Source organism: Paenibacillus sp. 2TAB26, assembly GCF_052115145.1.
Lineage (GTDB): Bacteria > Bacillota > Bacilli > Paenibacillales > Paenibacillaceae > Pristimantibacillus.
In genome coordinates, this window is the sequence record NZ_JBFRGC010000012.1 from 174,722 (window position 1) to 196,722 (window position 22,001).

Consider the following 22,001-nt stretch of genomic DNA (forward strand, 5'->3'; position numbering starts at 1 on the left):
GAATTAGATATTGAATTTGGCTCTCGAGATTAGCATCTGGCATTACATTGTCATGTGAAGTAAAGGCGTAGAGGAGAAATATGTTCATGTCAAACATCAGAAAACTGGGGATACTGCTAATGTTCGTTATGATGTTATCGAGTTGTATGTCGTCATCGCATACACTCAAGAATAACGATACGTCTGCTCGAGTCGGGGAGAAACAGCAGCTAACAATTAAGCTGGTTGGTCGTTATAGCGGGGATTCGCTCCCTCAGAAGATCCAGCGTTTTGCCGATATGCATTCGAATGTGGAAATTAAGATCGAGTGGGTTCAGTCTTATAATAATCCGTATAGCAAATCTCCAGTTTTGTTTGCACCTTGGACTCCAATTGAGGTACCTTCTGAGCTGTATGAGGACTCTAATAACGTTCCGGATATCGTTGAACTGGTGCCCTACCAGATGCGAGAATTGTATCGGATGGGAGTTATCGAGCCATTAAATTTGAACGAATCGGATCTAGACGATTATGCGATTGCGACTAATGACGGATATGTTCTGGGTATGAAAAGCAAGATTAACCCGATGATTCTTTACTACAATAAAGATATTTTTTCTACCTTGGGGATTGAAGTTCCTTCGGAAAAATGGGATATCGATATGTTGAACGATGCGATCGTCAAGCTGAAGGCTGCGGGAGAGACGCTCTATATTCCTTTATCGCCATTTACACTGGAGTGGGCAACGGGACTGTACGGTGGACGTGTTGTCGGAGTAGACGGCAGGTCATTCACCGGTTATATCGATAGTGATAATGCAATTAAAGCTGCCAAGTGGATTAGGACTATCGGAACGAAAATGGAATATGCCTCGATGTCCTTAACTGATTTACGTCCCCCTATGCCTTACGATTTGGTCGATGGTAAAATCGCGCTAGCGATAGAATATGCGTATGGGTTTAATATATCTATGAAAAACAGMTATGAGGAGATTGCTCAAGAGAATAACCAAATCGGAGTGGCAGCGTTACCTGTGGGAACGAACGGTCATAATCCGGCTTTAATATCGGGATTATCCCTAACCTCGAAATCTGAACATAAAGAATTGGCTATGCAGTTAATTCGGTATCTATCAGAAGACCGAGATTCATTGTATACGGACATTGCTTCGCAAACACTTCAGACCGCTACAAGAACCTTGAAGGAGCCAGTGGACGCTGCACGGAAATTGATAATTATAAAGGCTATGAAAAGGTCCGTTCCAGCAATACTTAATACGCATGAGGTAGCCGAAATCGGTTTTTATGACGCGATACAATTATTTTTGCCAAAACCACTGCTTGCGATCAGGGACGGGCAGTCAATTAGAGATATGCTAAAACAGTATGCGGATCAACTGGATAGCGATGCGAGAGACAAATAATGTTTTTAAGTAAAAAACCAATAATTAGACATGTATTATAAATTATTCCATAAATGTTAAAATGATTGTGAGTCCGAGAGTTTTGTCGATTCTGTAGTCTGTACTCTCCAAGGACTGGTCTTGGTAAAAAAATAGAAACGGAGGTGATTATATGTGTGGATATCAATCAGGGGGCTGTCTGGCGAGTTCCTGCGGAGGTTCTTCTAAACTGGGGGTTCAACTGGTGAATTACGTATGTGATGGTGTCATTCTATCCCAGACTTCGTCGGGTTGCTGCAACCTTTAAAATCAGTGGACTACATGCTTACAATAATGAGAAAACACGGCTTTATGCCGTGTTTTCTCATTATATTTCATGTTGGAATAGGAGGATCATAAAGTGATGGGTCCCTTTTTGCAGTTCCTGTTATTGATTACCTTTTTGTTGTCTGGATTCGGAAAACTAATCAGTTTCGCAGATTTTAAGAAGACGATTGAACAATTAGAAATCAGCCGTCGACTTGTTTTACCGAGTGCAGCTGTTGTTGTACTGCTAGAATTATCTGTTTCGATCCTTCTTATATTTTCAGGGACTCAGTATCTCGCGTATTTAATAATCTTGTTTTTACTAGGCTGCTTTGTGTGGTCTATCTACCGGGCATATAAACGCCAGCTGAAAGTGGCCTGTAATTGCTTCGGCAATATTAATCCAGAGTCGTTCGGTTGGAATACGGTACTACGGGTTGTCCTGTTACTTGTCATTACCCTATATCTCTTATCAACCGGAACAACAACTGTATGGGCCGAGTATCCAATCGAAGATATCTATTATGCTGGAGTTGGTTCGATCGGTGTGCTTCTGGTTTACAGCTTAATGCCGTACGCGGCATTCGGTACTTTAGCAAGTGACGGTTCCAAGTAAGGGGGAGTTGGATAACATGCAATCCATTGCGAATGCTGTTCTATGGTTATTAGTCATAATGTTAGCGGTCAGTGTGCTGCGGTTGCGCAATAAGGTCTATATGCCTTTCAAGCTAAAAGAACTGTTGTACTCCGATTTCGGTGCGCCGCTAGGGGAGAAATTTCCAGTAACACACTTTCAGACGATCACTGGCGGACAAGCTGCGGTTCATAATGATTCAGGAAAAAAGAAAATTATATTGGTCACCTCTCCGACCTGCAGCACATGCACGACGTTATATCCACTGATCAATCCTTTCATGCAGAACAAAAACGATCAATATGAGTTTATCTCAATGATGTATGGTGATTTGCAAGAGGTTAAGGCAATCGGTCATAACTACAGCCTGATGGTGCCGATTGTTCAATTGGAGAACGAGGAAAGTTTGAAAGCAATTAACACCGATCGTTTCCCATTCGGCTATTTGCTATCTCCGGATGGTAAAGTCACATCCAAAGGATTGATTACGAATGAAGAGCAATTTGACCTTCTCCTTACGTGGGCTCCAAAGCAGTCGAAGAAAAGCAGACTAGCCTTCTATCGGCAAAGATCTAATGCAGAGCAGCAAGTCTAATCGGTTATCTGACAGATTACTTTTACATCGTGGGAGCCCTGTCGTGAAATACACAATGATGATAAATGTAGCATTGCTCTTCATCACTTTATTATCCAGCTGCGTGTCGACAACAACAGCTGAAGAAGCAGCACGGAACAGTGAGGAACCCAAGTCGAAAGACACGCTGACCATCCAGCTTGTCTCCATTAACGGCTCGTTTTACGGAGTGGAGCACCATCGGCTAGCGCGGAAAATCGAACGATTTGGAGATCTCAATCCCAATACGAACATTACGATACGTTGGATAAATGATTATAATTTGACACAAGGCTCTAATTCTGTGCCGATTTGGATAAAAACTACAAAGCCAGCCGACTTGTATACAGTAACGCAGAGGGCACAGGATGTACCGGATATCTTCGAACTTGCGCCTAATCAGATGCTAGAGTTGTATCGGCGCGGCGCAATTGAACCGCTGAATATGAATGAAACAGGCGTTAGCGAATATGTGATCTCCTCCAATGACGGCTACGTGCTGGGCATTAAGAGCAAGATCAATCCAATGGTTGTCTACTATAATAAGCAAGCTTTTGAATCGCTTGGATTGGATCCGCCTTCGAATCAATGGGACTGGGAAAAGCTGAACGATACGATTGTCAAACTGAGAGCACCAGGAGAGAACGTTTATATTCCACTTAACCCGTATACGCTGGAGTGGGCGACAAGTTTGAACGGCGGGCGTATCGCAGCGGCAGATGGTGTCACATACCGTGGATTTCTCGATAGTGAAGAGGCGATCAAAGGTGCCGAGTGGCTCGTCGGCATCGGAACAAAGTATAGAGAGAAAGTTGTCAATGGCACTATTCCGCCGGCAATGCCCTTTGATTTATTAGACGGCGAGATTGCGCTTGCAGTCGAATATGCGACTGTTGGCGACCCGAATAATTACGAGGCAATATCCCAGCGCAATGATCTGATTGGCATTGCTGGGCTTCCTACGGGAGATGGGGGCATTAATCCCGCTCATGTATCGGGCCTATCTCTTGCCTCACGGTCGAAGAATAAGGAGCTGGCATTAAAGCTGCTGCGTTATTTAATGGAGGATAAAGACACCATTTATTCGGACATATCGGATTATACGCTGCAAGCGAATATGAGGCCCTTAGCAGTAACAGCCAGCGCTGAGAGGAAAACGTTAATTATACATGAAATGAAACGTTCCGTTCCGGCAGCGCTCTTCATGCATGAGGCATTTTCCACGCCATACTTTGAGCAATGGAGCAGTCCTAATCGGTTAGCTGCCATTCATAATGGCCTGCCGATTCGTGAATCCCTGCACCATTATGCTTTAGAGTTAGAGCTGGAGTTGAAATGAAATTGCATACGCGAAACAACTTTTCGAAGTGTTATGAAACTGTGAAAGATAAAAAGGAGGCGTCTCATGCTTGAACTGACTTTATGGCATCACCTTGAGCAGCCGGAATCCTATGCGTGCAATGGAGAAGATGAATATGACAAATCAAACTCAGAGACCGAACATCGGGATTCGTAGCATAATAGCCATACTGGGGCGTTCATTGATGCTCGTGTGGCGTTTATCGGCGCCACTCGTGCTGCTGCTTCTCGTTATGCGAGTTGTGAGCGCATTCATTCCGGCTATGCAGGTATTGGTCGTGAAGGAATTAACAGATGCGGTCGCCGGACTGCTCACGCGTGATGGCGAGATGTCGGAGCCCGTCAAGTGGCTGGCGGCAAGCGGCGGTCTGCTGCTGATTGGCGCGCTTTTGGATGCCGCAGCCCAATACATGACGATGCTGATGAAACAGAAGACGCAATTCAAAATGGAAACGATGCTGGCGGGGAAATCAATGAGTATTCCGCTGTCTCGATTCGAGCAGCCACAATACTATGATCAACTGCAAAGGGCTAAGATGAACGTCTCTTTTCGAGGTTTTCAACTGATAGAGCAGTTTTTTTCCATTGGCCAATCGCTGCTCACGGTCGCTTCATTCTTCGCCCTGCTGTGGCATTTCAGCTTTGTATTGTCGCTGGGAATGGTGCTTGTTGTCGTTCCGACGCTTGTTGTACATATGAGAATCGGTGAATGGAAGTATTGGCTGATGCGTGTGCAGACGCCGTTCTCGCGGCGCCTGTTCTACTTCTTCGATCTGATGACCAACCGTCAGTCCGCTAAGGAGGTCAGATTGTATCGACACGCTAATAAGCTGCTACACTATTGGGGCGGATATTTCTGGAAAAATGCTGGCGAGCAGAAGAAGGTCGAGCTTCGATCGCAAAAGATGCGAATAGGAATTGAAGGTCTGAACGGAGTGCTTGCCTTTTTATTCTCCTGTTATGCGGTCTGGGTATGTTATTCACAGCAGCTATCGCTTGGGGCTTATGTCGCAATCGCGCAAGTGCTGGCCACGACTCAAGCTTCAATGCGCATGATTGCTCAGAACTTGTCGTCCATCTACGAGGAAACGCTCGTCATGAACGAGTATTACGACTTTTTGGATTCGGAGGAGGAAGAGAACGGGCAGGGACGGCATGTGCTAAACAGCCCCATTGCGGAAGGCATTACCGTTGATCATTTGACTTTTGCCTATCCAACCAGCCTGAAGCCCGTGCTTAACGATATTTCGTTCCGAATCAAACCGAATCAGACAGTAGCGATTGTAGGGGAGAATGGCGCAGGCAAGAGCACGCTCGTTAATTGTCTGATTGGACTTTACCCTGAATATTCGGGCTCTATAAAATACGACGGCGTTGACTTGATGGAGCTGGACGTTAACACATTTCGCGACCGTACTGGAGCGGTATTCCAGGATTTTCTAAGGTACCAAGTATCCGTGAAGGAGAATATTGGGTTCGGCGATGTAGGCCGGATGGAAGACTTGGCCGCAATTGAGGCGGCTGCCGCGCGGTCCGGTGCCGCGGACGTTGTACGAGGGCTTCCGGACGGTATGGATACGTTGCTCGGCCCGATTTTTGATGGGGGGCACGAGCTGTCCGTCGGCCAGTGGCAGAAGCTTGCCCTCGCAAGGTCGTTTATGCGAGATTCTGCAATTATGGTACTTGACGAGCCTACAGCATCCATGGACCCGATGGCTGAAGCGGAGTTGTTCAAGCGATTCACGGAGCTGGCCGAAGGCCGCATTACGCTGCTCATCTCTCATCGACTCGGAAGCTGCCGAATGGCGGATCATATTCTAGTAATGAAGAATGGCACACTAGTCGAGCAAGGCTCACATGAACAATTGCTAAGCTTACAAGGGGAATATTGCCGAATGTTCGAATTGCAGTCATTGGCTTACCGATAATCTAGGTTTCAAACCAACCTGCTATGAACTTCATATCAAGGACGGGGGTGTATATATGGCATTATGGACGATGATTCTCCGCAAGATGGTGAATAATAAGTGGCTGCAGCTGAACTTGTGGTTCGGTCTGACTGTATGTGTGGCTCTATTCTGCTCGATGCCCCTTTATTCTGATGCCATCCTGCAGCGGACGTTGCTGAGGGAGCTCCAGCAGCTTCAAGAGAGGGAAGCTGTATTTCCTGGATATGTAGGAATTAGTACGACCGTCTCCTCCAAGACGACGGACGAGAAGACGAGAAGCCAGATCGCTGAGGCCGATCAATTCGTACAATCGATACCCGAGCGATTGGGAATGGAAGCAAGAGCGTTCTACCAACAAAGATTTACATCAAAAATGAAAATATACGGGGCGGACGCGTCGGAGCAAGAGAAGAAAGTGCTGAATGCGACAGGCGGCTTTAGGACGCTGACGGACATGGAACATCGGGTTCTTCTTATTGAGGGACGGATGCCCGTCGATCGAACGGACGGCGTCTACGAGGCGCTCGTTACAGAACGCTTCTTGCTGTCGACGAAGAGGGAGCTCGGAGAAGAACTGATCGCCGAAGTGATGACAGGGGATCATGCACGCTTCCGTGTAATCCCTGTTGGACTTATTGTAACCGATCCGAATGCGGAGCCATATTTGCCTTTTGTTGCAGAAGAGGTCGTTGACGGATTCATGATTCCATTCGAGACGTTCGAGCGCGAGTTTGTACAAGGAGGTAAAGCGGCAATCGCTTTCCTTGAATGGCGTTATGCTATGGAATATGAGCAGTTGAACGTTGAGTTTATCGATCAGCTCGTTAAGGCGGATACCGAGATTCGACGTTTTTTCCAAGGTTATATCGGCATTGCCGAGGTCGAAATTCCGGCAACGCCGACAGCGGCATCATATCATGCGACGGAGAGTCAACTGACCGTTATGATGTTGGCGTTGTATACGCCCGTCATGCTAATGCTCTCCTTCTATTTATATATGGTTGCAAACCTGATTATTAATCAGCAGAAGACGGAGATATCCGTGCTGCGCAGCCGAGGAGCAAGCCGTACGCAGCTGATGACGGCTTATACCGTAGAAGGCTTGCTTCTTGGCCTCAGTGCACTTGCGATCGGACCGTTTCTTGGCGTGAAATTTACACAATTGCTGGGCGCTTCCAGCGGCTTTCTGGAGTTCGTCCAGCGTTCGGCGCTTGAGATCAGCTTGAGCAGCAAGTCTTACAAGATTGGAGCGGTTGCCGTTGGTGCGGCGCTTGTGCTGATCCTGATTCCGGCATTTATGGCTACTCGCGTCAGCATCGTTAGCCACAAGCAGGAGATGGCTCGAGGAGCTAAGCTCTCGTTCTGGTACAAGAGCGGAATTGATATTATTTTGGTCGGATTGGCCATCTATTTACTGATTAACTTCAATAAACGAATGGACGATTTGCAGCGGCTTGCGCTCGATGCCAATGCCTTGCAGGTTGATCCTCTGCTGTTCTTCATGCCCGCAATGTTCGCGCTTGGCGGGGGGCTATTGGCGCTTCGCGTCTATCCATGGTTCATTCGGTTCTTATATTGGGCTGGTCGCAGATGGTGGCCGCCGTCGCTTTACCATTCGCTTGTGCAGATCAGTCGCTCATCCGGCCAATATTTGACGATCAAGGTGTTTCTAATTATGACTGTATCGACAGGGTTGTTCAGTGCCAATGCAGCGCGGACAATTAACGATAATATGGAAAGTAAAATCCAATATGCTATCGGCGCGGATATCACGGTGAAGGCCAAGTGGGAAACCTACGAGTCCGATTCCGGAGGTCAAGCAAGTCTGGCACCGAATTCGAAGCAAATGAAGTACATTGAGCCGCCCATCCAGCCGATGAGAGAGCTGGATGGCGTGGAATCGGAAGCCAAAGTGTTCAGGAAGGAAGACGCGTTTTTCGTAGAAACGAAAAACAAGAGCTCAGGCGTTATGACGATAATCGGCATCGACACGTTGGATTACGGCAAGACGGTCTGGATGAAAGACGGATTGCTTGATTCTCACATTAACAACTATCTTAATCTTATTGCGCCAGACCCGATGGCGGTGCTCGTCTCTCGTTCCATTGCCGAGGAGCACGGCGTAAAGCCGGGCGATAATATTCGGGTTTATTGGCAGGGACAAACCCAAGCCCTGTTCACTGTATATGGCATTATCGACTACTGGCCGACATGGAATCCTCTGCCTTCCGAAAGGTCGTTCGGAGACAAGGAGACGGAGAAACCTCATCTGATCGTTGGACATCTGGGTACAATTCAGAATCGGATTGGATTCGAGCCATACGAGGTATGGTATAAGCTGAAGGCCGGCATTTCCAGCTCGCATATCTACGATCAGCTTGCGGAGAAAGGAATTCCGCTTGAGAGTGTCCGTGACGCAAAGCAGGAATTGATACAGTCCGCGAACGCTCCGCTGCGGATGGCAATGAACGGCGTTATGACGCTTGGTTTTGCCGTTGCGATGCTCATCTGCTTCTTCGGCTTCTTGATCTTCTGGGTACTGACCTTATCCGGACGCACGCTTCAATACGGAGTGCTGCAGGCAATGGGCATTCCGTTCTACCAGGTATTCGGCATGCTTGTCAGCGAGCAGGCGCTCACCTCGGGAGCCGCAATCATTATCGGCGTCTATATCGGCAACTTGACGAGTGATCTATACGTTCCGCTGTTCGAAATGTCTTTCGCAACAACGGAGCAAGTGCCGCCGTTCCAAATCGTGCGCAAGCTTGGAGATTATGTGCAGCTCTATGGCATCGTTGGGCTTACGATTGGTATAGGCTTGTCGATTCTCGTCTACCGGTTGTCGCGTACGCGAATTAGCCAAGCGCTTAAGCTGGGAGAGGAATAATAGGCCTACATGAAAACACGCCAGAACCGGCGTGTTTTTTGCATGCTATCGGCAATCGGGTTCCGATTTGTGCCTCGTTTTTTTCATCAAGTAAAGATTGGGTAACATTATAAAGGATTGGCTCTTGATTTTTTGGTGATCAATCATGGAGAATAATAAACATGCATGATTAATTCGTTGTCGAGAAATGGGGTTGTCATCTTGCGGAAGCGAATATGGAATAAGGCTGCGCTCATGCTCGCCGTATTCATGTTTATGCAGACGCTTACGGCGTGCGAAGAAAATAAGGATGCAGCAGAGAAGCCTGATACCGAAGTTACGGAACAATCGATGTATTCGGATTTAGGCTTAACCAAATATAATCCTCCGATCGAAATTTCGCTCGTACGGGAAATAGACGAAGACTTTACGGATTTGATAGCCAATTTTCCGGGGGAGACACTCGATAACAATCGGTGGAGCCAGCTATACGAGGATGTGCTTGGCATTCGGGTTAAGTACGAATGGACTGCCAAAAGGGATCTCTATCAACAAAAATTAGGATCTGCGTTAGCATCGGGCAACATACCCGATATCGTCAGAGTGAATGCGCAGCAGTTGCGGCAATTGGCAAACGAAGGACTCATGCAGGATTTAACCAGCGTGTACGAGCAGTATGCAGCGCCGTTCACCAAGGATGTGCTGAACCAGGAAGGGACGGGGCCGTTTGAGGCGGCAACGATTGACGGGAAGCTGATGGCGATACCAGAAACGTCGGCATCGATCGAAGGAGCCCAATACTTATGGATACGGACCGATTGGCTGAAGCGGCTCGATTTAAAGCCGCCAGAGACGTTGAATGATTTGCTCGCAATTTCGAAAGCGTTTACAGAAAACGATCCCGACGGAAACGGCAAAAACGACACGTACGGGCTGGCGCTCACGCAATATTTGTGGGATCCCGTTATGGGGGCTTTGGATTTTATGGCCGGTTACGGCGCTTACCCAAACATTTGGCTGGAGGATGATACGGGCAAGCTTATGAATGGAGCCGTTCAGCCGGAAGTGAAAAAGGCGCTAGCCGTTCTTCAGCAGATGTACCGCGATGGACAAATTGATCCGGAATTTGCGTTAAAGGACGGCCGTAAAGAGAAGGCGATGATCTCGGAAGGGAAAATCGGCATGATGTTCGGAGAGCAATGGGGTTCATTCTTGGTTCAAGCAAGCTACGAGAAGGATGCCGATGCGGACTGGCAGCCATTCCCTATTGTGTCGGATAGCGGCCAGAAGCCCAAAGTACCGCTTCGCTTTGCGACTACGCAGTTTCTAGCCGTCAAAAAAGGGGTAGAGCACCCCGAAGCGATCGTGAAAATGATCAATTTGCATCTAGAGAAAAATTGGGGCGTTACAGCGGAATACGAAACCTACTACAGCACTCCGTATCCAGCATGGCAGCTCTCGCCCTTTACTCCCGCCCCATTGCTCAAAAATTACGAGGCTTTTCTGCAGCTGGATGAATTCCGGACCACGGGAGACGAAGCGGTGCTGCATGATGAGGCTAAAGCGATCAAAAAAAATATCGATGCGTATTTGACTAAAAACAACGTAACCGGCTGGGGGTGGGAACGTACTTACGGGCCCAAGGGGGCGTTCTCCATCTTCAGGGATTATGAAAAAAACAATCAGCTGCTCTACGAGAAGTTCGTCGGCGTTCCGACGCAAGCGATTATCGAGAAGCAATCCATATTGGACGATTTGAAGCATAAAACATATATGAACATTATTCTCGGACGGCCTATCGAGGAATTTGACCGCTTCGTCGAAGAATGGCATCGATTAGGCGGATCGCAGATGACGGCTGAGGTAAACGAGTGGTATACCAAGAAAGACGGTACATCCTAGATAAGAAGTAGGTTCTCTCATGGCGTTCCTTTAGTATTACTTGTTCCCTCCATAGATAAAGCTGCTTGCGAGGAGTTGTGTAAGATTGCTTAAGATACCCGTCAATTCCATGCGCCATGCTTTGTTTTTAAGGCTTGTTATCATGCATCTCGTCGTTATTTTGCCTATTATCTTACTTGGCGTTTATTTATATAACTGGAGCTACACCAACGCGAGCCAGGACATTTCCAGAAACACCTTGGCGCAGCTGTCATCGTATCTTGAGGACATGAACCGCGAGGTGGAATGGCTGGAGGTTCAGCAATTCGATATGCTGCAGGAAGGAGAGCTTACGAAAGTCGCGGTAACGTGGGATATGATGGACAGCGTCGAGAAGAAGGAGAGCATGGACTACTTGGTTCATCGGCTGACCTCCATTAAGAACAGCAGCGCTTATATGAAGGATATATATGTTCATATCCCCTCCATCGGCAAAACGCTCTCATTCGGCAATGCCGTTCACGATCTCGAGCAAGGAAGGTATGATCAAATCCGTGCCGTGTCGGAACGAAACGGGGCGAAGCGTCTCATCAGGCAGGGAGATTCACTTCACCTAAGCGCCTCCAAGTTCGGGGGAAGGAAGGGGGAAGAGCCGCTTTATATCGTGCAGATCGAGCTCGATACGGCGAAGCTGAAGGAATCGTTAAATCAACTGAGCGTTTATGCTGAGAGCGGTTCTTTTTTGATCGCCGATGAGGTGGATTTTACGCTGCTTGGCAACGACAATTCTAGCGTTATTTTGGACAAATATTTGCAAACAACTCGTCTTTCGAAAGAAAGTTCCCTGCTATTGAAAGTAAATGGACAAACGTATCATGTCGACAAAGCCAATTCACCGGAATTAGGGCTTTCGGTCGTCACGTATTTGCCGGAGGAGACGGTCAAAAGGCCGCTTAATAAGTTTAATCTATGGGCTTGGCTGTTCACGGGCACGTCGATTCTCGCTATAGTTGTTTATTCCCTCTCGACATACAGGCTCGTTCATCGGCCGCTGCTGCTGCTTGTTCAGAGCTTCCGCAGAATGGAAGGCGGCACGCTGGATATTCAGATCGATCACGAGAAGAAGGACGAGTTCGGTTATTTATATGATCGTTTTAATCACATGCTGAACAAATTGCAGACGCTGATCGATCAGGATTTTAAGCAGAAGCTGATGATGCAGAAGGCTGAGCTGAAGCAGCTGCAGTCACAGATTAACCCGCATTTCCTGTACAATAGCTTCTTTATCCTTAATTCGCTTGCCAAAACGGGCGATACGGATCGTATCGAGCTTTTTACAAATATGCTGGGCGAATATTTCAGATTCATTACGCGCAACGGGGAGGATAATGTTTACCTTTCGGAGGAAATCAAGCATGCAAGGATGTATACCGAGATCCAGAAGCTTAGGTTTTCTAGACGCATAAGCGTACAGTTCGACGAGCTGCCGAAGGAAATGGAGCGCATACGTGTACCAAGGCTTATCGTTCAGCCGATTATCGAGAACGCGTATGAACATAGTCTTGAGAAAATGTCGGAGGAGGGCTTTCTGCGCATCTTCTTTGTACGGAATGAGCAGGAGTCCATGATTGTCGTCGAAGACAACGGAAGCCGGATCGACGACGCTCTAGTCGACGCTTTGAACGGTCAAATGGCAAATAACGGGGAAGCGCATGAAATGACAGGGATCATTAATATCCACCGTCGGATTATACTGACCTATGGCGAAGGCAGCGGCTTGTTTCTATCAAGAAGTGAGTTAGGTGGCTTGCGAGTCGAAATACGCATAAATTCAAAGGAGGCGGATGGGGATGCACCGGCTGCTAATCGTCGATGACGAGGAAATTATAACCGACGGACTTTATGAGGTGTTGAGCAAGCTCATTCCGGATCAATTGGACGTTTGCAAGGCGTATTCGGCTAAGGAAGCTTTGGAATGGATGTCGCGAACGCGCATCGATATTGTAATGACTGATATCGCCATGCCGGGCAAGAACGGACTGGAGTTGTCGGAAGAAATATTGACGTATTGGCCGAGATGCAAGGTCATTTTTCTTACGGGACATAGCGAATTCGGTTTTGCTTACCGGGCATTTCAAATGCCGGATGTCCGTTATTTGCTGAAGACAGAAGGGTATGCGAAAGTGACGGAAGCCGTCCGGGGCGCCTTGCTCGATATTCAGCGAAGCACGGTCGAGAACATGTTGCTTGAGCAATCACGTGAGCAGAAGTATGCATACGAGTTCATGGCGCAAGGCGATTATATGAGGCAACTGCTGCATGAGAGCGATTCGCTCTGTTCGGAGCAGAAGGAGCTCATGGAGGAATTCGGCCATTTGAATATCGGACTGGACCCAACGAAAACTGTCATGCTCGTGCTTGCTAGGTTGTCGTACCCGTCCGGCATGACGTATACGGAGAGGAGCAAGCTGCTTGCTTCGGCCAGGACGATATGGGATTCCTTGCTGAAGGACCATGTGAAGAGCATCGGAATTGTCGATCGGCATGGTGACCTTATGTGGTTCATACAGTCTGGAAGTGAAAGCGGTGGGAAACCAGCCGTCGACTTCGCATGTTATATCGAGGGGGTACTCGAGCTTATCCAAGAAGCCTGCCTCTCCTCTCTTAAACTGGAAATCACGTTGACAATAAGCGGAACAAGCTGCGATTGGACGGCCGTCACCCAGCAATATGAGAGACTGCGCCGACTGCAGCAGCTTAGGATCGGAACTGGCATTTGCATGATTCTAAGGGATCATGACGAGAATATGGACGGATTTTCGGGGAAAGAAGCATTCGTACCGAGCCGTAAAGTAGAGATTATGGCTGCACATTTGGAGGCTGGCCGCGCGGAAGAGTTTTATTCTGATTGGGAGCAATTGTCGAGAGTGGCGCTGCTTCACAACGAGCAAGCACAGCGATCCATCGAAGCTTATTATTCGGTTGCTCTGATACTCTACTCGTGCTTGAACAAGCTGGGGCTGCAAAGCCGCCTTGATGATCACGGGAAGCTGATGCGACTGGACTGCCATGCCTCGATGAAGGAGGGGTTCGAGTATTTGAAGCAAACCGCGGAAGCGATTTTCCGATATAAGCAGAGCGATGAGCGGGACAGAACCTCGCAAGTTATTGACCGAATCTGYCAGTACATCGACGACCATCTGAGGGAGGACCTTTCTTTGGTAAGGCTTGCGGAAATCCACTACTTCAATCCATCCTATCTGTCGCGTTTCTTCAAGCAGGAACGAGGCATTAATCTATCTGAATATATCGATACCTGCAGAGCAAGAAAAGCGAAGGAACTGCTGCATGACAACGATTTGAAGGTAAGAGAGGTTGCCGTATCAGTCGGGTATGAAGCCGCTCATTCGTTCACGCGTTTCTTCAAGAAGGTGACGGGTATGACGCCCCAAGAGTATCGCGATTCACTCAACGTATAGATGAATTCCAATGAACAAGGCGAAAGGATAAGGTTTCTCTTATCCTTTCGCCTTGTTCATTGTTTCTGCGCGTAGCCCGTTGTTGCAGTACTACAATTTGAAGGGTAAAAACATATGATTCGTCAGGTTGTGGATGTATCTTGAAGACGATAAATTGATGTAACGAGAGGCCGAGCGATGCCGCGGATCGCAATCGAAGTCTTATATGACTCGGAATAAATCGAGCCACGCCGCCAAATGACGGCGACAGCCGTTTCACCTTGTGAAATTGTTTAATAAATACGGTAGTTGCCGCTTAATGCCAGCAGACTGAAGAAATACAGGCAATTATCGTAATAGCGTCGATCGCCGGTACGGAGGGGCGTGTCCCAGAACAAGCGGACAAAATAGGCGGCATCGGGTCCGTCCGCAGCGAGAGAAGCCATTGCATTCGTGGCGAGAAGGCCAATCGGATGCAGCGCCGGTTCCTCAAATGGTTTGCCTTCGATTGTATAGCGACGATAGTCGGAAACATCGATGTTGCGGAAGAACGCCTGGATGCGATTACTCTGATCGATTTGCCATGGGTCCTTGCGGAACCATTCATAGTCAAGTCCGATATTCGCCGCTACGCGGTAAGCGTCACTGAAGAAATGCCGAAAGTCGCCGTGCCGCTGAGGTACCGCAGGCGTTCCGTCATAGTTCGCGTATTCGGGGGAGAGTCCCGTTTCCGGATGGCAGGCAGCATGCAGGTAAGCGCGACTCGCTTCTGCGGCATCTCTCCAGAACGGCCTGTCCTGTTCATCGGCATGAATCGCGAACAATTCATAGAAGTGCGGGAGATGATAGGAGGGATCGCTAAACGGCGATTCAGGAATGAATTTAATCAGCTTAGTTGCTGGATCCCACATCGGGTCGCCTTCGCCGTTCTCTCCCTGATGGATGCATGCGCGCAGAATTGTTTTGGCTTGCTCGGAATAATCAAACGGCACTGGCCCGTTACCCCAGCGGTTGGAGGCGAAAATTAAGGCCATGGCGAAAAACTCTTCCCCGTCGGGTGCTGGACCTTGCGAAATACGAGAGCCGTCCGGCTTGCAATGCCACGCGAAGTAATGCTTGTAACGCCCGTCCTTATGCTGCATGAACGTCTTCGCATAGTTCCATAGTCTGTCGAATTCATCTTTTTTGTTCATTTGCACCGCCATCATCATGCCGTAAGACATGCCTTCTGAGCGTACATCCAGATTGCCAGTATCTAGAAGATACCCTTTGTCGTCGCCCAAAGGGTAATAGATGCGCATTTCAGGGTTGCCATAGAACAGCTCGTTCCAAGCCTGCTCGAGCTTGCTTTCGATTTCCTGAAAGGAATACCCAAGTTCCTTGAATAGATTTCTGTAGCTGCCTGTATGGAAAGCACCTTGGTTTGAGTCTGACATTGTCGCAACCTCCACAGTACATTTTTTTGAACATATCATAACATGGTCGATGCTTAAGGAATTATAGCGTTTACTTTAAAAAATATAGCACTTTTCAATTTTCGAAGAGAGAGGGCTGCCTCATGCATAGCGTTATTATTGTCGACGACGAACTATTTTTCCGCAAAGACTTTATAGGAATGATAGATTGGGAGGGCAACGGTTATCAAGTGATCGGTGAAGCGGCTGATGGCAAGGACGCGCTTGCCATGATTAGAGACAAAAAACCCGATCTTGTCATCACTGATATCCGAATGCCCGTACTCGACGGTCTTGCCTTAATCCAAGCTGCGGAGGAGGAGAAGCTCGATACCGAGTTCGTTATTATAAGCAGGCATACCGATTTCTGTTATGCGCAGCAGGCCGTTCGTTTGGGCGTATTGGATTATGTGCTTAAGCCTATCGACGAAGATGACTTTGTTTATGCACTTGTGAAGCTGCACGACAAGCTGGAGAGGAAAAAACAGCTTCAAGTGCGTAAACGCATGCTGAAGAACCAGAAGCAGATCGAAACTTTGATCAGGGGAGAATCGACGGGGAAGGCGAAAGAGGAAAGCATAGTGCTGGAAATGGCGATCGGATCAGAGGCGTTTACATACACGCTAATTGAGCTGAATAACGTTCATCCTTGGAGCGGAAGGAAGTTTCCGTTAAAGGAGAAAATTCGGGCAGACATTCGGGATGCGATACAGCAAATCGTCCCAAGAGCGTCAGAGCCGTTTATATCCGAGCACGGAAGAACCTATGGGTTGATCGTTCCCTCAATGTATCTTGCTGGCGTTGGAGGAAGCATAAAGACGTTTATGGAGCTTTTATTAATGCGGCTCGAAGATCGCTGTGGGCTTCCGTATCGCGCCTACGCGGGAACAACGGTCAAGCAATTGGATAAGATCAAGGAATCGTATGCAAGCGCCAAGAAAGCAGTAACTAGCAAGTATTACAGAAGCGCCGATTGTTTCATTGCATATAGCGAAGTGAAAGAAACAACATTGGTTTACGGACAATTAGACGGCGACCTATGTCGGAAGTTGGTAGAGGCAGTCGAGGAGAATGATTCATATGAAATCAGACTGGTCGTTAATCGGATATTTTCTGAATTTCGCGAGAAACGTTTCTCGCCCGAGGCGATTCAAACAAGCATCGTACACTGCGTGTTATTGATTTGTATATCGATTAGAAGCATGGAAGGTGATGAAACCGAGCTGACGTCCTTTGAAGCAATTATTAATTGGTATGATTACAATGTCACGTTAGACGAGATCAAACGGCTGCTTAACGCTTTCGTTTTCGAAGCAAGCGATTTGATCAACATGCTATACAGAACCTACGGGAAGGGGAGAATTCACAAAATCAAAACGTACATCGACCAAAATTACAGCAAAAATATTAGTTTGAAAATCATTGCTGGTCAATTTTATTTGAATCCGGCTTATTTAGGACAGCTTTTCAAAAAAAAATACGGTGTGTACTTTAATGAATACCTGCAGCAGCTTAGAATCACAGAGGCGAAAAAATTGTTGAGGATTAAGGACTTTCGCATATACGAGGTGGCAGAGCGTGTCGGATTTAACAATTCCGATTATTTCATCACTCAATTCGAGAAGCTGGAGCAAATGTCACCTTCCGAATATCGAAATAAATGGAACCTGCAATAAGACCGAAGGCTGTTAGTTGGCGGTGCTGCTCGAATTGCTATTTCGCTTCGTGATCGGATTCATCTGCATAACAACTAGAAATAGACGGGTAATGACTGAGAATTTGGCGGGTTGTTCCTTGCCGAGGTTAACCTTACTATGTTCAATAATAGGGAAAGAGGTGAAAGCTTTTTGACAAGCAAGAAGCGCTTTGGAATCATTGCCGCCCTTGCAGTGACCGCCACAGCGATATTCCTTCTCAGCCAATTGCAGGCTAACCGGAATGAATCGGAGCAGATGCCTGATGTGAAGCTGTCGGCTTATCTGAAGGAAGAGACGGTAGAGCTTAGCAAGAAGAGGGATAGCACATATGAAGTGGATTTACTCATGGATGATTTCCCGATCGGGGCTGAGGTTGTACAAATTCGCGCCTTGCTTCACATTCCGGTTGCATTCGAAGTCGGTTCGATCGTTCTGAACCTCAATAATGTTTTGGCGGCAAATGTCGCCTTAAAGCCTTCCGATGAAGGGCTGGAGCTTTGGATCAGCAATGACGACGGTTCCAAGGTTTCATTCACGAATCTTGACGGCAGCAAAGCGCTGGCTACGATTACATTAAAACAAAAGCGGGAGTTGATTGTGAAAATGAAAGATGAATTGAAGGTAAGCAGTCTGGAAATCTTGGAGTCCAATCATAATAACACGGCATATGACGTTAACCAGGCAACCTCGAAGCTGAGCTATGAGCCGCCTGCCAGCGCGGTTGGGAAGCTTCCGCAGAACGGCAATCCGATCGTATCCCATAAATTCGGCGCAGATCCTTATGCTCTCGTATATAATGGCCGTGTTTATATTTACAATACCTACGACGTACTAGAATACGACTCCGCTGGAGAGGTGAAGGATAACTCTTACGGATCAATCAAGCGGCTGTCGATCGTTTCCTCCTCGGACTTAATGAACTGGACGGATCATGGTTTCGTAGTTGCCGCTGGTCCCGAAGGGGAGGCGAAGTGGGCGACGCAATCCTGGGCGCCGGCAGCGGCGCATAAGGTGATTGACGGCAAGGATAAGTTCTTCCTTTACTTTGCGAATAACGCCAGTGGCATTGGCGTGCTCACGAGCGACAGCCCGACGGGACCTTGGATCGATCCGATCGGCAAGCCGTTAATTGCGAGATCGGCGCCGGCCGCAGAAGGCGTGACATGGCTGTTCGATCCGGCGGTGCTGGTCGATGATGACGGCAAGGCGTACATCTACTTTGGCGGGGGTATCCCAGAGGGCAAAGAGGAGAAGCCGGATACGGCTCGCGTTATGCAGCTAGGGGACGACATGATCAGCGTCGTCGGCGAAGCCGCTGTCATTCCTGCGCCATTCATGTTCGAGGATGCCGGCATCAATAAAGCAGGCGGTACTTATTATTACACATACTGCTCGAATTTTTACGGCGGCACTCGTTCAGAAGGAAGCCCGCCTGCAGGGGAAATCGCTTACATGACAAGCGATCATCCTATGGGGCCGTGGACATACCAAGGCACCATTCTGAAAAATCCCGGCCACTTCTTCGGCGTGGGCGGCAATAATCACCATGCGATGTTCCAATTCCAGGACGAATGGTACATTGCGTATCACGCGCAGACATTATCAAAGGCGATGGGTGTACCGAAAGGCTATCGATCGACGCATTTGAACAAAGTGAGCTTCGGCGCGGACGGCTCGATTCTAGAAATTGAAGCGGATTTGAAAGGTGTACCGCAGCTCGATAAGCTTAACCCGTTCGTGCGAGTGGAGGCGGGAACGCTTGCTTGGAGCGCAGGCATTGATGCGTTGCCGCATAAGATGGACGTTAACGGATCGACGGTAGAAGAGGTTGCAATCGGAGCTATTCACAACGGCGATTGGACAGCTGTGTCAGGCGTGGACTTCGGCGCCGGCGCCTCTACGTTTTCGGCGTTCATAGCAGGCGGAAGCGAGGCTGCCGTCATAGAGCTTCGTTTGGACAGTCCGGATGGCGATTTGATAGGTTCGCTTGCTGTTCCACAGGCTGATGACGGATCGACAGGCTGGACAGAAGTAAATACGGTGGTTGAAGGCGCCGTAGGCATTCACGATCTGTATTTTGTGTTCAAAGGCAAGGCCGATACGGATTTGTTCACCTTTCGTGCATGGCAGTTTTCTAAATAATTGAAAAGGTTACCCTTAATGAAATCGATTCATCTTACTTGAACAGAAAAAGACTTGCAGCCTCTTCGCTGCGAGTCTTTTCTTTGATGTAAAGCAGAGGTTTTGTTGTTAGTGGAGTTCCTATATTGGTTGAACTAAAGAAATACAGTTTAAGAGAAGCGAGAAGATCGTTCTGGAGAAACGGAGTGTTCGCCTTTGTAGCCGGATTTTTACCTTTAAATGTCTTAGTCAATCAAAAAATTTGGTTACAACCGCGATCGTAAGAATGATCTTCTCGTGCAGCGACCAAAACGAGAAACTTTAGTTCAACTTATATAGTTCAATTGAAAAGAGGCCTTAGCTTGCGATTTAGGGTTCAATTTGTTGTTTTTTAGTTGTTAATCGAGACCAAAGCTATCGTTTATAGGGTAAACGAACAAGAAATGAACAGGTACTTCTACAGAAATGAAAGCGTTAAAATAAATAGTAATAACGGGGAAAAATGAGGAGGTTAGCGGTATTGGCGAAGTTAGAATTGCCGGGAGAAGCAATCGGCGGGATGATTCTGAAGGCGGTCGGCCTTAAGCGTGTATTCGGTAGAGGCAGTGGCGCCGTCACCGCGTTATCGGATGTTCATTTGGCTATACCAGCCGGATCAATGGTTGCGCTTAAGGGCAGGTCCGGTTCAGGCAAGACGACTTTGCTGAATATGCTCAGCGCGCTTGACGAGCCAACGGAAGGGCAAGTGTTTTTCCGAGACAGAGAAATTACGCGTATGCCCGGAAAAGAGAGAAGTGCTCTGAGGCGCAAAGAAATCGGCCTCGTCTTCCAGTCATTTGGACTTATTCCGCTCATGAATGCATACGAGAACGTGGAATTCGGCCTGCGCGTTGCGGGCACGCCGTTTAAGGGCAATCGGGAGGCGGCGGAACGGGCATTGGAGCAGGTTGGGATGAAGGAAAGAATGAAGCACCGGCCGGCCGAGCTCTCAGGAGGAGAGCAGCAGCGCGTGGCGATCGCAAGGGCAATTGCCCACGAGCCTGTGCTGCTCATCGCGGACGAGCCGACGGCGGAGCTCGATAGCCGAATGGGCTTTCAAGTGATGAGAGTATTCCGGGAGCTCGTTAATCGTTCTGGTATGACGGTCGTTCTGACCACGCATGACCCGGGCATTATGGAGCTTGTCGATCATGTCATTTCATTGGAGGATGGAAGAATTGTATCGCAAACGAACATCGAATAAGGGAGGCGGACTGCTGCTTTCAGGCGTGCGCCGATCGGCAGTGGCGTTGGCATTGATGCTAGCGCTGTCCGGATGCGGCCTTCTCCCTGCAGAGCAGTCTGCTTTGCAGCCGCCGCTTGTTCAGCCGGCGCAGGAGCAATTGGATATCGTAGAAGCAAGCCGCGGATCGATTCAGACATATCTGAAAGGAACGGCTCATTTCGTTTCCTCGAGCGCGGAGAACTTGTCATTCAAGGAATCGGGAGGCCGGCTCAAAGCAATCAAGGTAAGCGCCGGGCAGGAAGTTCACGCTGGCGATCTGCTCGTGGAGCAGGAAACCGGTGATCTTGAGCTTCAGGCTAGCCTTCAACAGCTTAACGTGGAACGGGCAGAGCTGCTGTTCAAGCAAGCATATCTTGACGGCGCGTCGACCACTGACTTGCGTTTGCGCGAAATCGATCTCGAACGCGAGAGAATATCGCTTCAGTCGATGGAGAAGCGTCTTGCAAAATCACGTCTTTATGCGACCCTATCGGGAACGGTGACGTTCGTGGAGACGTTGAACGCGGGCGACTTTGTGAACGCCTACCAGGCTATCGTATCGATCGCGGATACGTCCCGCATTCAGCTTACGTATGTTGCCGCAGACATGAAGGAGGTACAGCCGGTCGAAGCAGGAATGCCGGTCAATTTGAAATACAAGGGAAAGGCGTATACAGGCAAAGTGCTGCAATCGCCTTCCACTGTGCCTATCGGAACGGACGGATCCAAAGCAGAGCGCAATGCTGTAACGCTCTACATGAGCATGGATAAGGCCCCGGCAGGCATCCAAATCGGAGATAGCGCCGAGCTGACGATCGAGCTTCAGAAGCGCGAGAACGTCATCATCCTGCCTCGCTCGGCCATTCGTTCTTACATGGGGCGCTATTACGTACAGGTGGCGGAAGGCGAGCGACGCAAGGAGGTTGACGTAGAGGTGGGGCTGATAACGCCGACGGAGGCCGAAATCATTAAGGGACTCGAGGAAGGCCAGAAGGTCATCTTGAACAACTAACTAAC

General features: G+C 48.4%; 14 protein-coding genes. 13 read left to right on the forward strand and 1 reads right to left on the reverse strand.

Annotated features, from left to right (window positions below; genetic code table 11):
- Window positions 1–86: 86 nt before the first annotated feature.
- The 9 genes from AB4Z50_RS15755 (at window position 87) to AB4Z50_RS15795 (ending at window position 14,469) form a co-directional block, all read left to right on the forward strand.
- Window positions 87–1,403, forward strand: coding sequence for an ABC transporter substrate-binding protein (locus AB4Z50_RS15755; protein WP_441880466.1), 1,317 nt, complete (start codon window positions 87–89; stop codon window positions 1,401–1,403).
- A 382-nt stretch (window positions 1,404–1,785) separates the two neighbouring features.
- Window positions 1,786–2,304, forward strand: a complete 519-nt coding sequence (locus AB4Z50_RS15760) for a MauE/DoxX family redox-associated membrane protein (protein ID WP_441880608.1) — start codon at window positions 1,786–1,788, stop codon at window positions 2,302–2,304.
- Between the two features lie 16 nt (window positions 2,305–2,320).
- Window positions 2,321–2,917: a hypothetical protein gene (locus AB4Z50_RS15765; RefSeq protein WP_441880467.1), complete on the forward strand. Its 597-nt coding sequence runs from the start codon at window positions 2,321–2,323 to the stop codon at window positions 2,915–2,917.
- Window positions 2,918–2,960: 43 nt separating this feature from the next.
- Window positions 2,961–4,274 carry an ABC transporter substrate-binding protein gene (locus tag AB4Z50_RS15770; protein ID WP_441880469.1) on the forward strand — a complete coding sequence of 438 codons (1,314 nt, stop codon included), beginning with the start codon at window positions 2,961–2,963 and terminating at the stop codon, window positions 4,272–4,274.
- A 205-nt stretch (window positions 4,275–4,479) separates the two neighbouring features.
- Window positions 4,480–6,222 (forward strand): ABC transporter ATP-binding protein, encoded by a 1,743-nt coding sequence (locus AB4Z50_RS15775; RefSeq protein ID WP_441880471.1) that lies wholly within the window; start codon window positions 4,480–4,482, stop codon window positions 6,220–6,222.
- A gap of 55 nt (window positions 6,223–6,277) precedes the next feature.
- Window positions 6,278–9,130, forward strand: a complete 2,853-nt coding sequence (locus AB4Z50_RS15780) for an FtsX-like permease family protein (protein ID WP_441880473.1) — start codon at window positions 6,278–6,280, stop codon at window positions 9,128–9,130.
- A gap of 165 nt (window positions 9,131–9,295) precedes the next feature.
- On the forward strand, window positions 9,296–11,011 hold the full coding sequence (locus AB4Z50_RS15785) for an extracellular solute-binding protein (RefSeq protein ID WP_441880475.1): 1,716 nt from the start codon (window positions 9,296–9,298) through the stop codon (window positions 11,009–11,011).
- Window positions 11,012–11,096: 85 nt separating this feature from the next.
- Window positions 11,097–12,866: a sensor histidine kinase gene (locus AB4Z50_RS15790; protein WP_441880477.1), complete on the forward strand. Its 1,770-nt coding sequence runs from the start codon at window positions 11,097–11,099 to the stop codon at window positions 12,864–12,866.
- Entirely contained in the window at window positions 12,841–14,469 is a 1,629-nt protein-coding gene (locus AB4Z50_RS15795) for a response regulator transcription factor (RefSeq protein WP_441880479.1), read from the forward strand. Before AB4Z50_RS15790 ends, AB4Z50_RS15795 begins: the two co-directional genes overlap by 26 nt.
- A 272-nt stretch (window positions 14,470–14,741) precedes the next feature.
- Here AB4Z50_RS15795 and AB4Z50_RS15800 read toward each other — a convergent pair whose 3' ends face one another.
- Window positions 14,742–15,884: a glycosyl hydrolase family 8 gene (locus tag AB4Z50_RS15800; RefSeq protein WP_441880481.1), complete on the reverse strand. Its 1,143-nt coding sequence runs from the start codon at window positions 15,882–15,884 to the stop codon at window positions 14,742–14,744.
- 122 nt (window positions 15,885–16,006) lie between these two features.
- Here AB4Z50_RS15800 and AB4Z50_RS15805 point away from each other — a divergent pair, with 122 nt between their 5' ends.
- From AB4Z50_RS15805 to AB4Z50_RS15820, 4 genes are all read left to right on the forward strand, one after another.
- Window positions 16,007–17,578 (forward strand): response regulator transcription factor, encoded by a 1,572-nt coding sequence (locus AB4Z50_RS15805; RefSeq protein WP_441880483.1) that lies wholly within the window; start codon window positions 16,007–16,009, stop codon window positions 17,576–17,578.
- Window positions 17,579–18,202: 624 nt separating this feature from the next.
- A complete protein-coding gene (locus AB4Z50_RS15810; RefSeq protein ID WP_441880610.1) occupies window positions 18,203–19,741 on the forward strand; it encodes a glycoside hydrolase family 43 protein in 1,539 nt (512 codons plus the stop codon).
- Window positions 19,742–20,279: 538 nt separating this feature from the next.
- The gene (locus AB4Z50_RS15815) at window positions 20,280–20,963 is read left to right on the forward strand and encodes an ABC transporter ATP-binding protein (RefSeq protein ID WP_441880612.1); all 684 of its coding nucleotides are present in this window, start codon (window positions 20,280–20,282) and stop codon (window positions 20,961–20,963) included.
- Window positions 20,911–21,996, forward strand: a complete 1,086-nt coding sequence (locus AB4Z50_RS15820; RefSeq protein WP_441880485.1) for an efflux RND transporter periplasmic adaptor subunit — start codon at window positions 20,911–20,913, stop codon at window positions 21,994–21,996. The genes AB4Z50_RS15815 and AB4Z50_RS15820 overlap by 53 nt, the downstream gene beginning before the upstream one ends.
- The last annotated feature ends 5 nt before the right edge of the window (window positions 21,997–22,001 follow it).

Excerpts from the sequence above, each read along its gene's own strand:
- AB4Z50_RS15760 (WP_441880608.1), top strand. The coding sequence starts at position 1,786 with ATGGGTCCCTTTTTGCAGTTCCTGTTATTGATTACCTTTTTGTTGTCT.
- AB4Z50_RS15765 (WP_441880467.1), top strand. The coding sequence starts at position 2,321 with ATGCAATCCATTGCGAATGCTGTTCTATGGTTATTAGTCATAATGTTA.
- AB4Z50_RS15775 (WP_441880471.1), top strand. The coding sequence starts at position 4,480 with ATGCTCGTGTGGCGTTTATCGGCGCCACTCGTGCTGCTGCTTCTCGTT.
- AB4Z50_RS15780 (WP_441880473.1), top strand. The coding sequence starts at position 6,278 with ATGGCATTATGGACGATGATTCTCCGCAAGATGGTGAATAATAAGTGG.
- AB4Z50_RS15785 (WP_441880475.1), top strand. The coding sequence starts at position 9,296 with ATGATTAATTCGTTGTCGAGAAATGGGGTTGTCATCTTGCGGAAGCGA.
- AB4Z50_RS15800 (WP_441880481.1), bottom strand. The coding sequence starts at position 15,884 with ATGTCAGACTCAAACCAAGGTGCTTTCCATACAGGCAGCTACAGAAAT.
- AB4Z50_RS15805 (WP_441880483.1), top strand. The coding sequence starts at position 16,007 with ATGCATAGCGTTATTATTGTCGACGACGAACTATTTTTCCGCAAAGAC.
- AB4Z50_RS15810 (WP_441880610.1), top strand. The coding sequence starts at position 18,203 with ATGAAAGATGAATTGAAGGTAAGCAGTCTGGAAATCTTGGAGTCCAAT.
- AB4Z50_RS15815 (WP_441880612.1), top strand. The coding sequence starts at position 20,280 with ATGATTCTGAAGGCGGTCGGCCTTAAGCGTGTATTCGGTAGAGGCAGT.
- AB4Z50_RS15820 (WP_441880485.1), top strand. The coding sequence starts at position 20,911 with ATGTCATTTCATTGGAGGATGGAAGAATTGTATCGCAAACGAACATCG.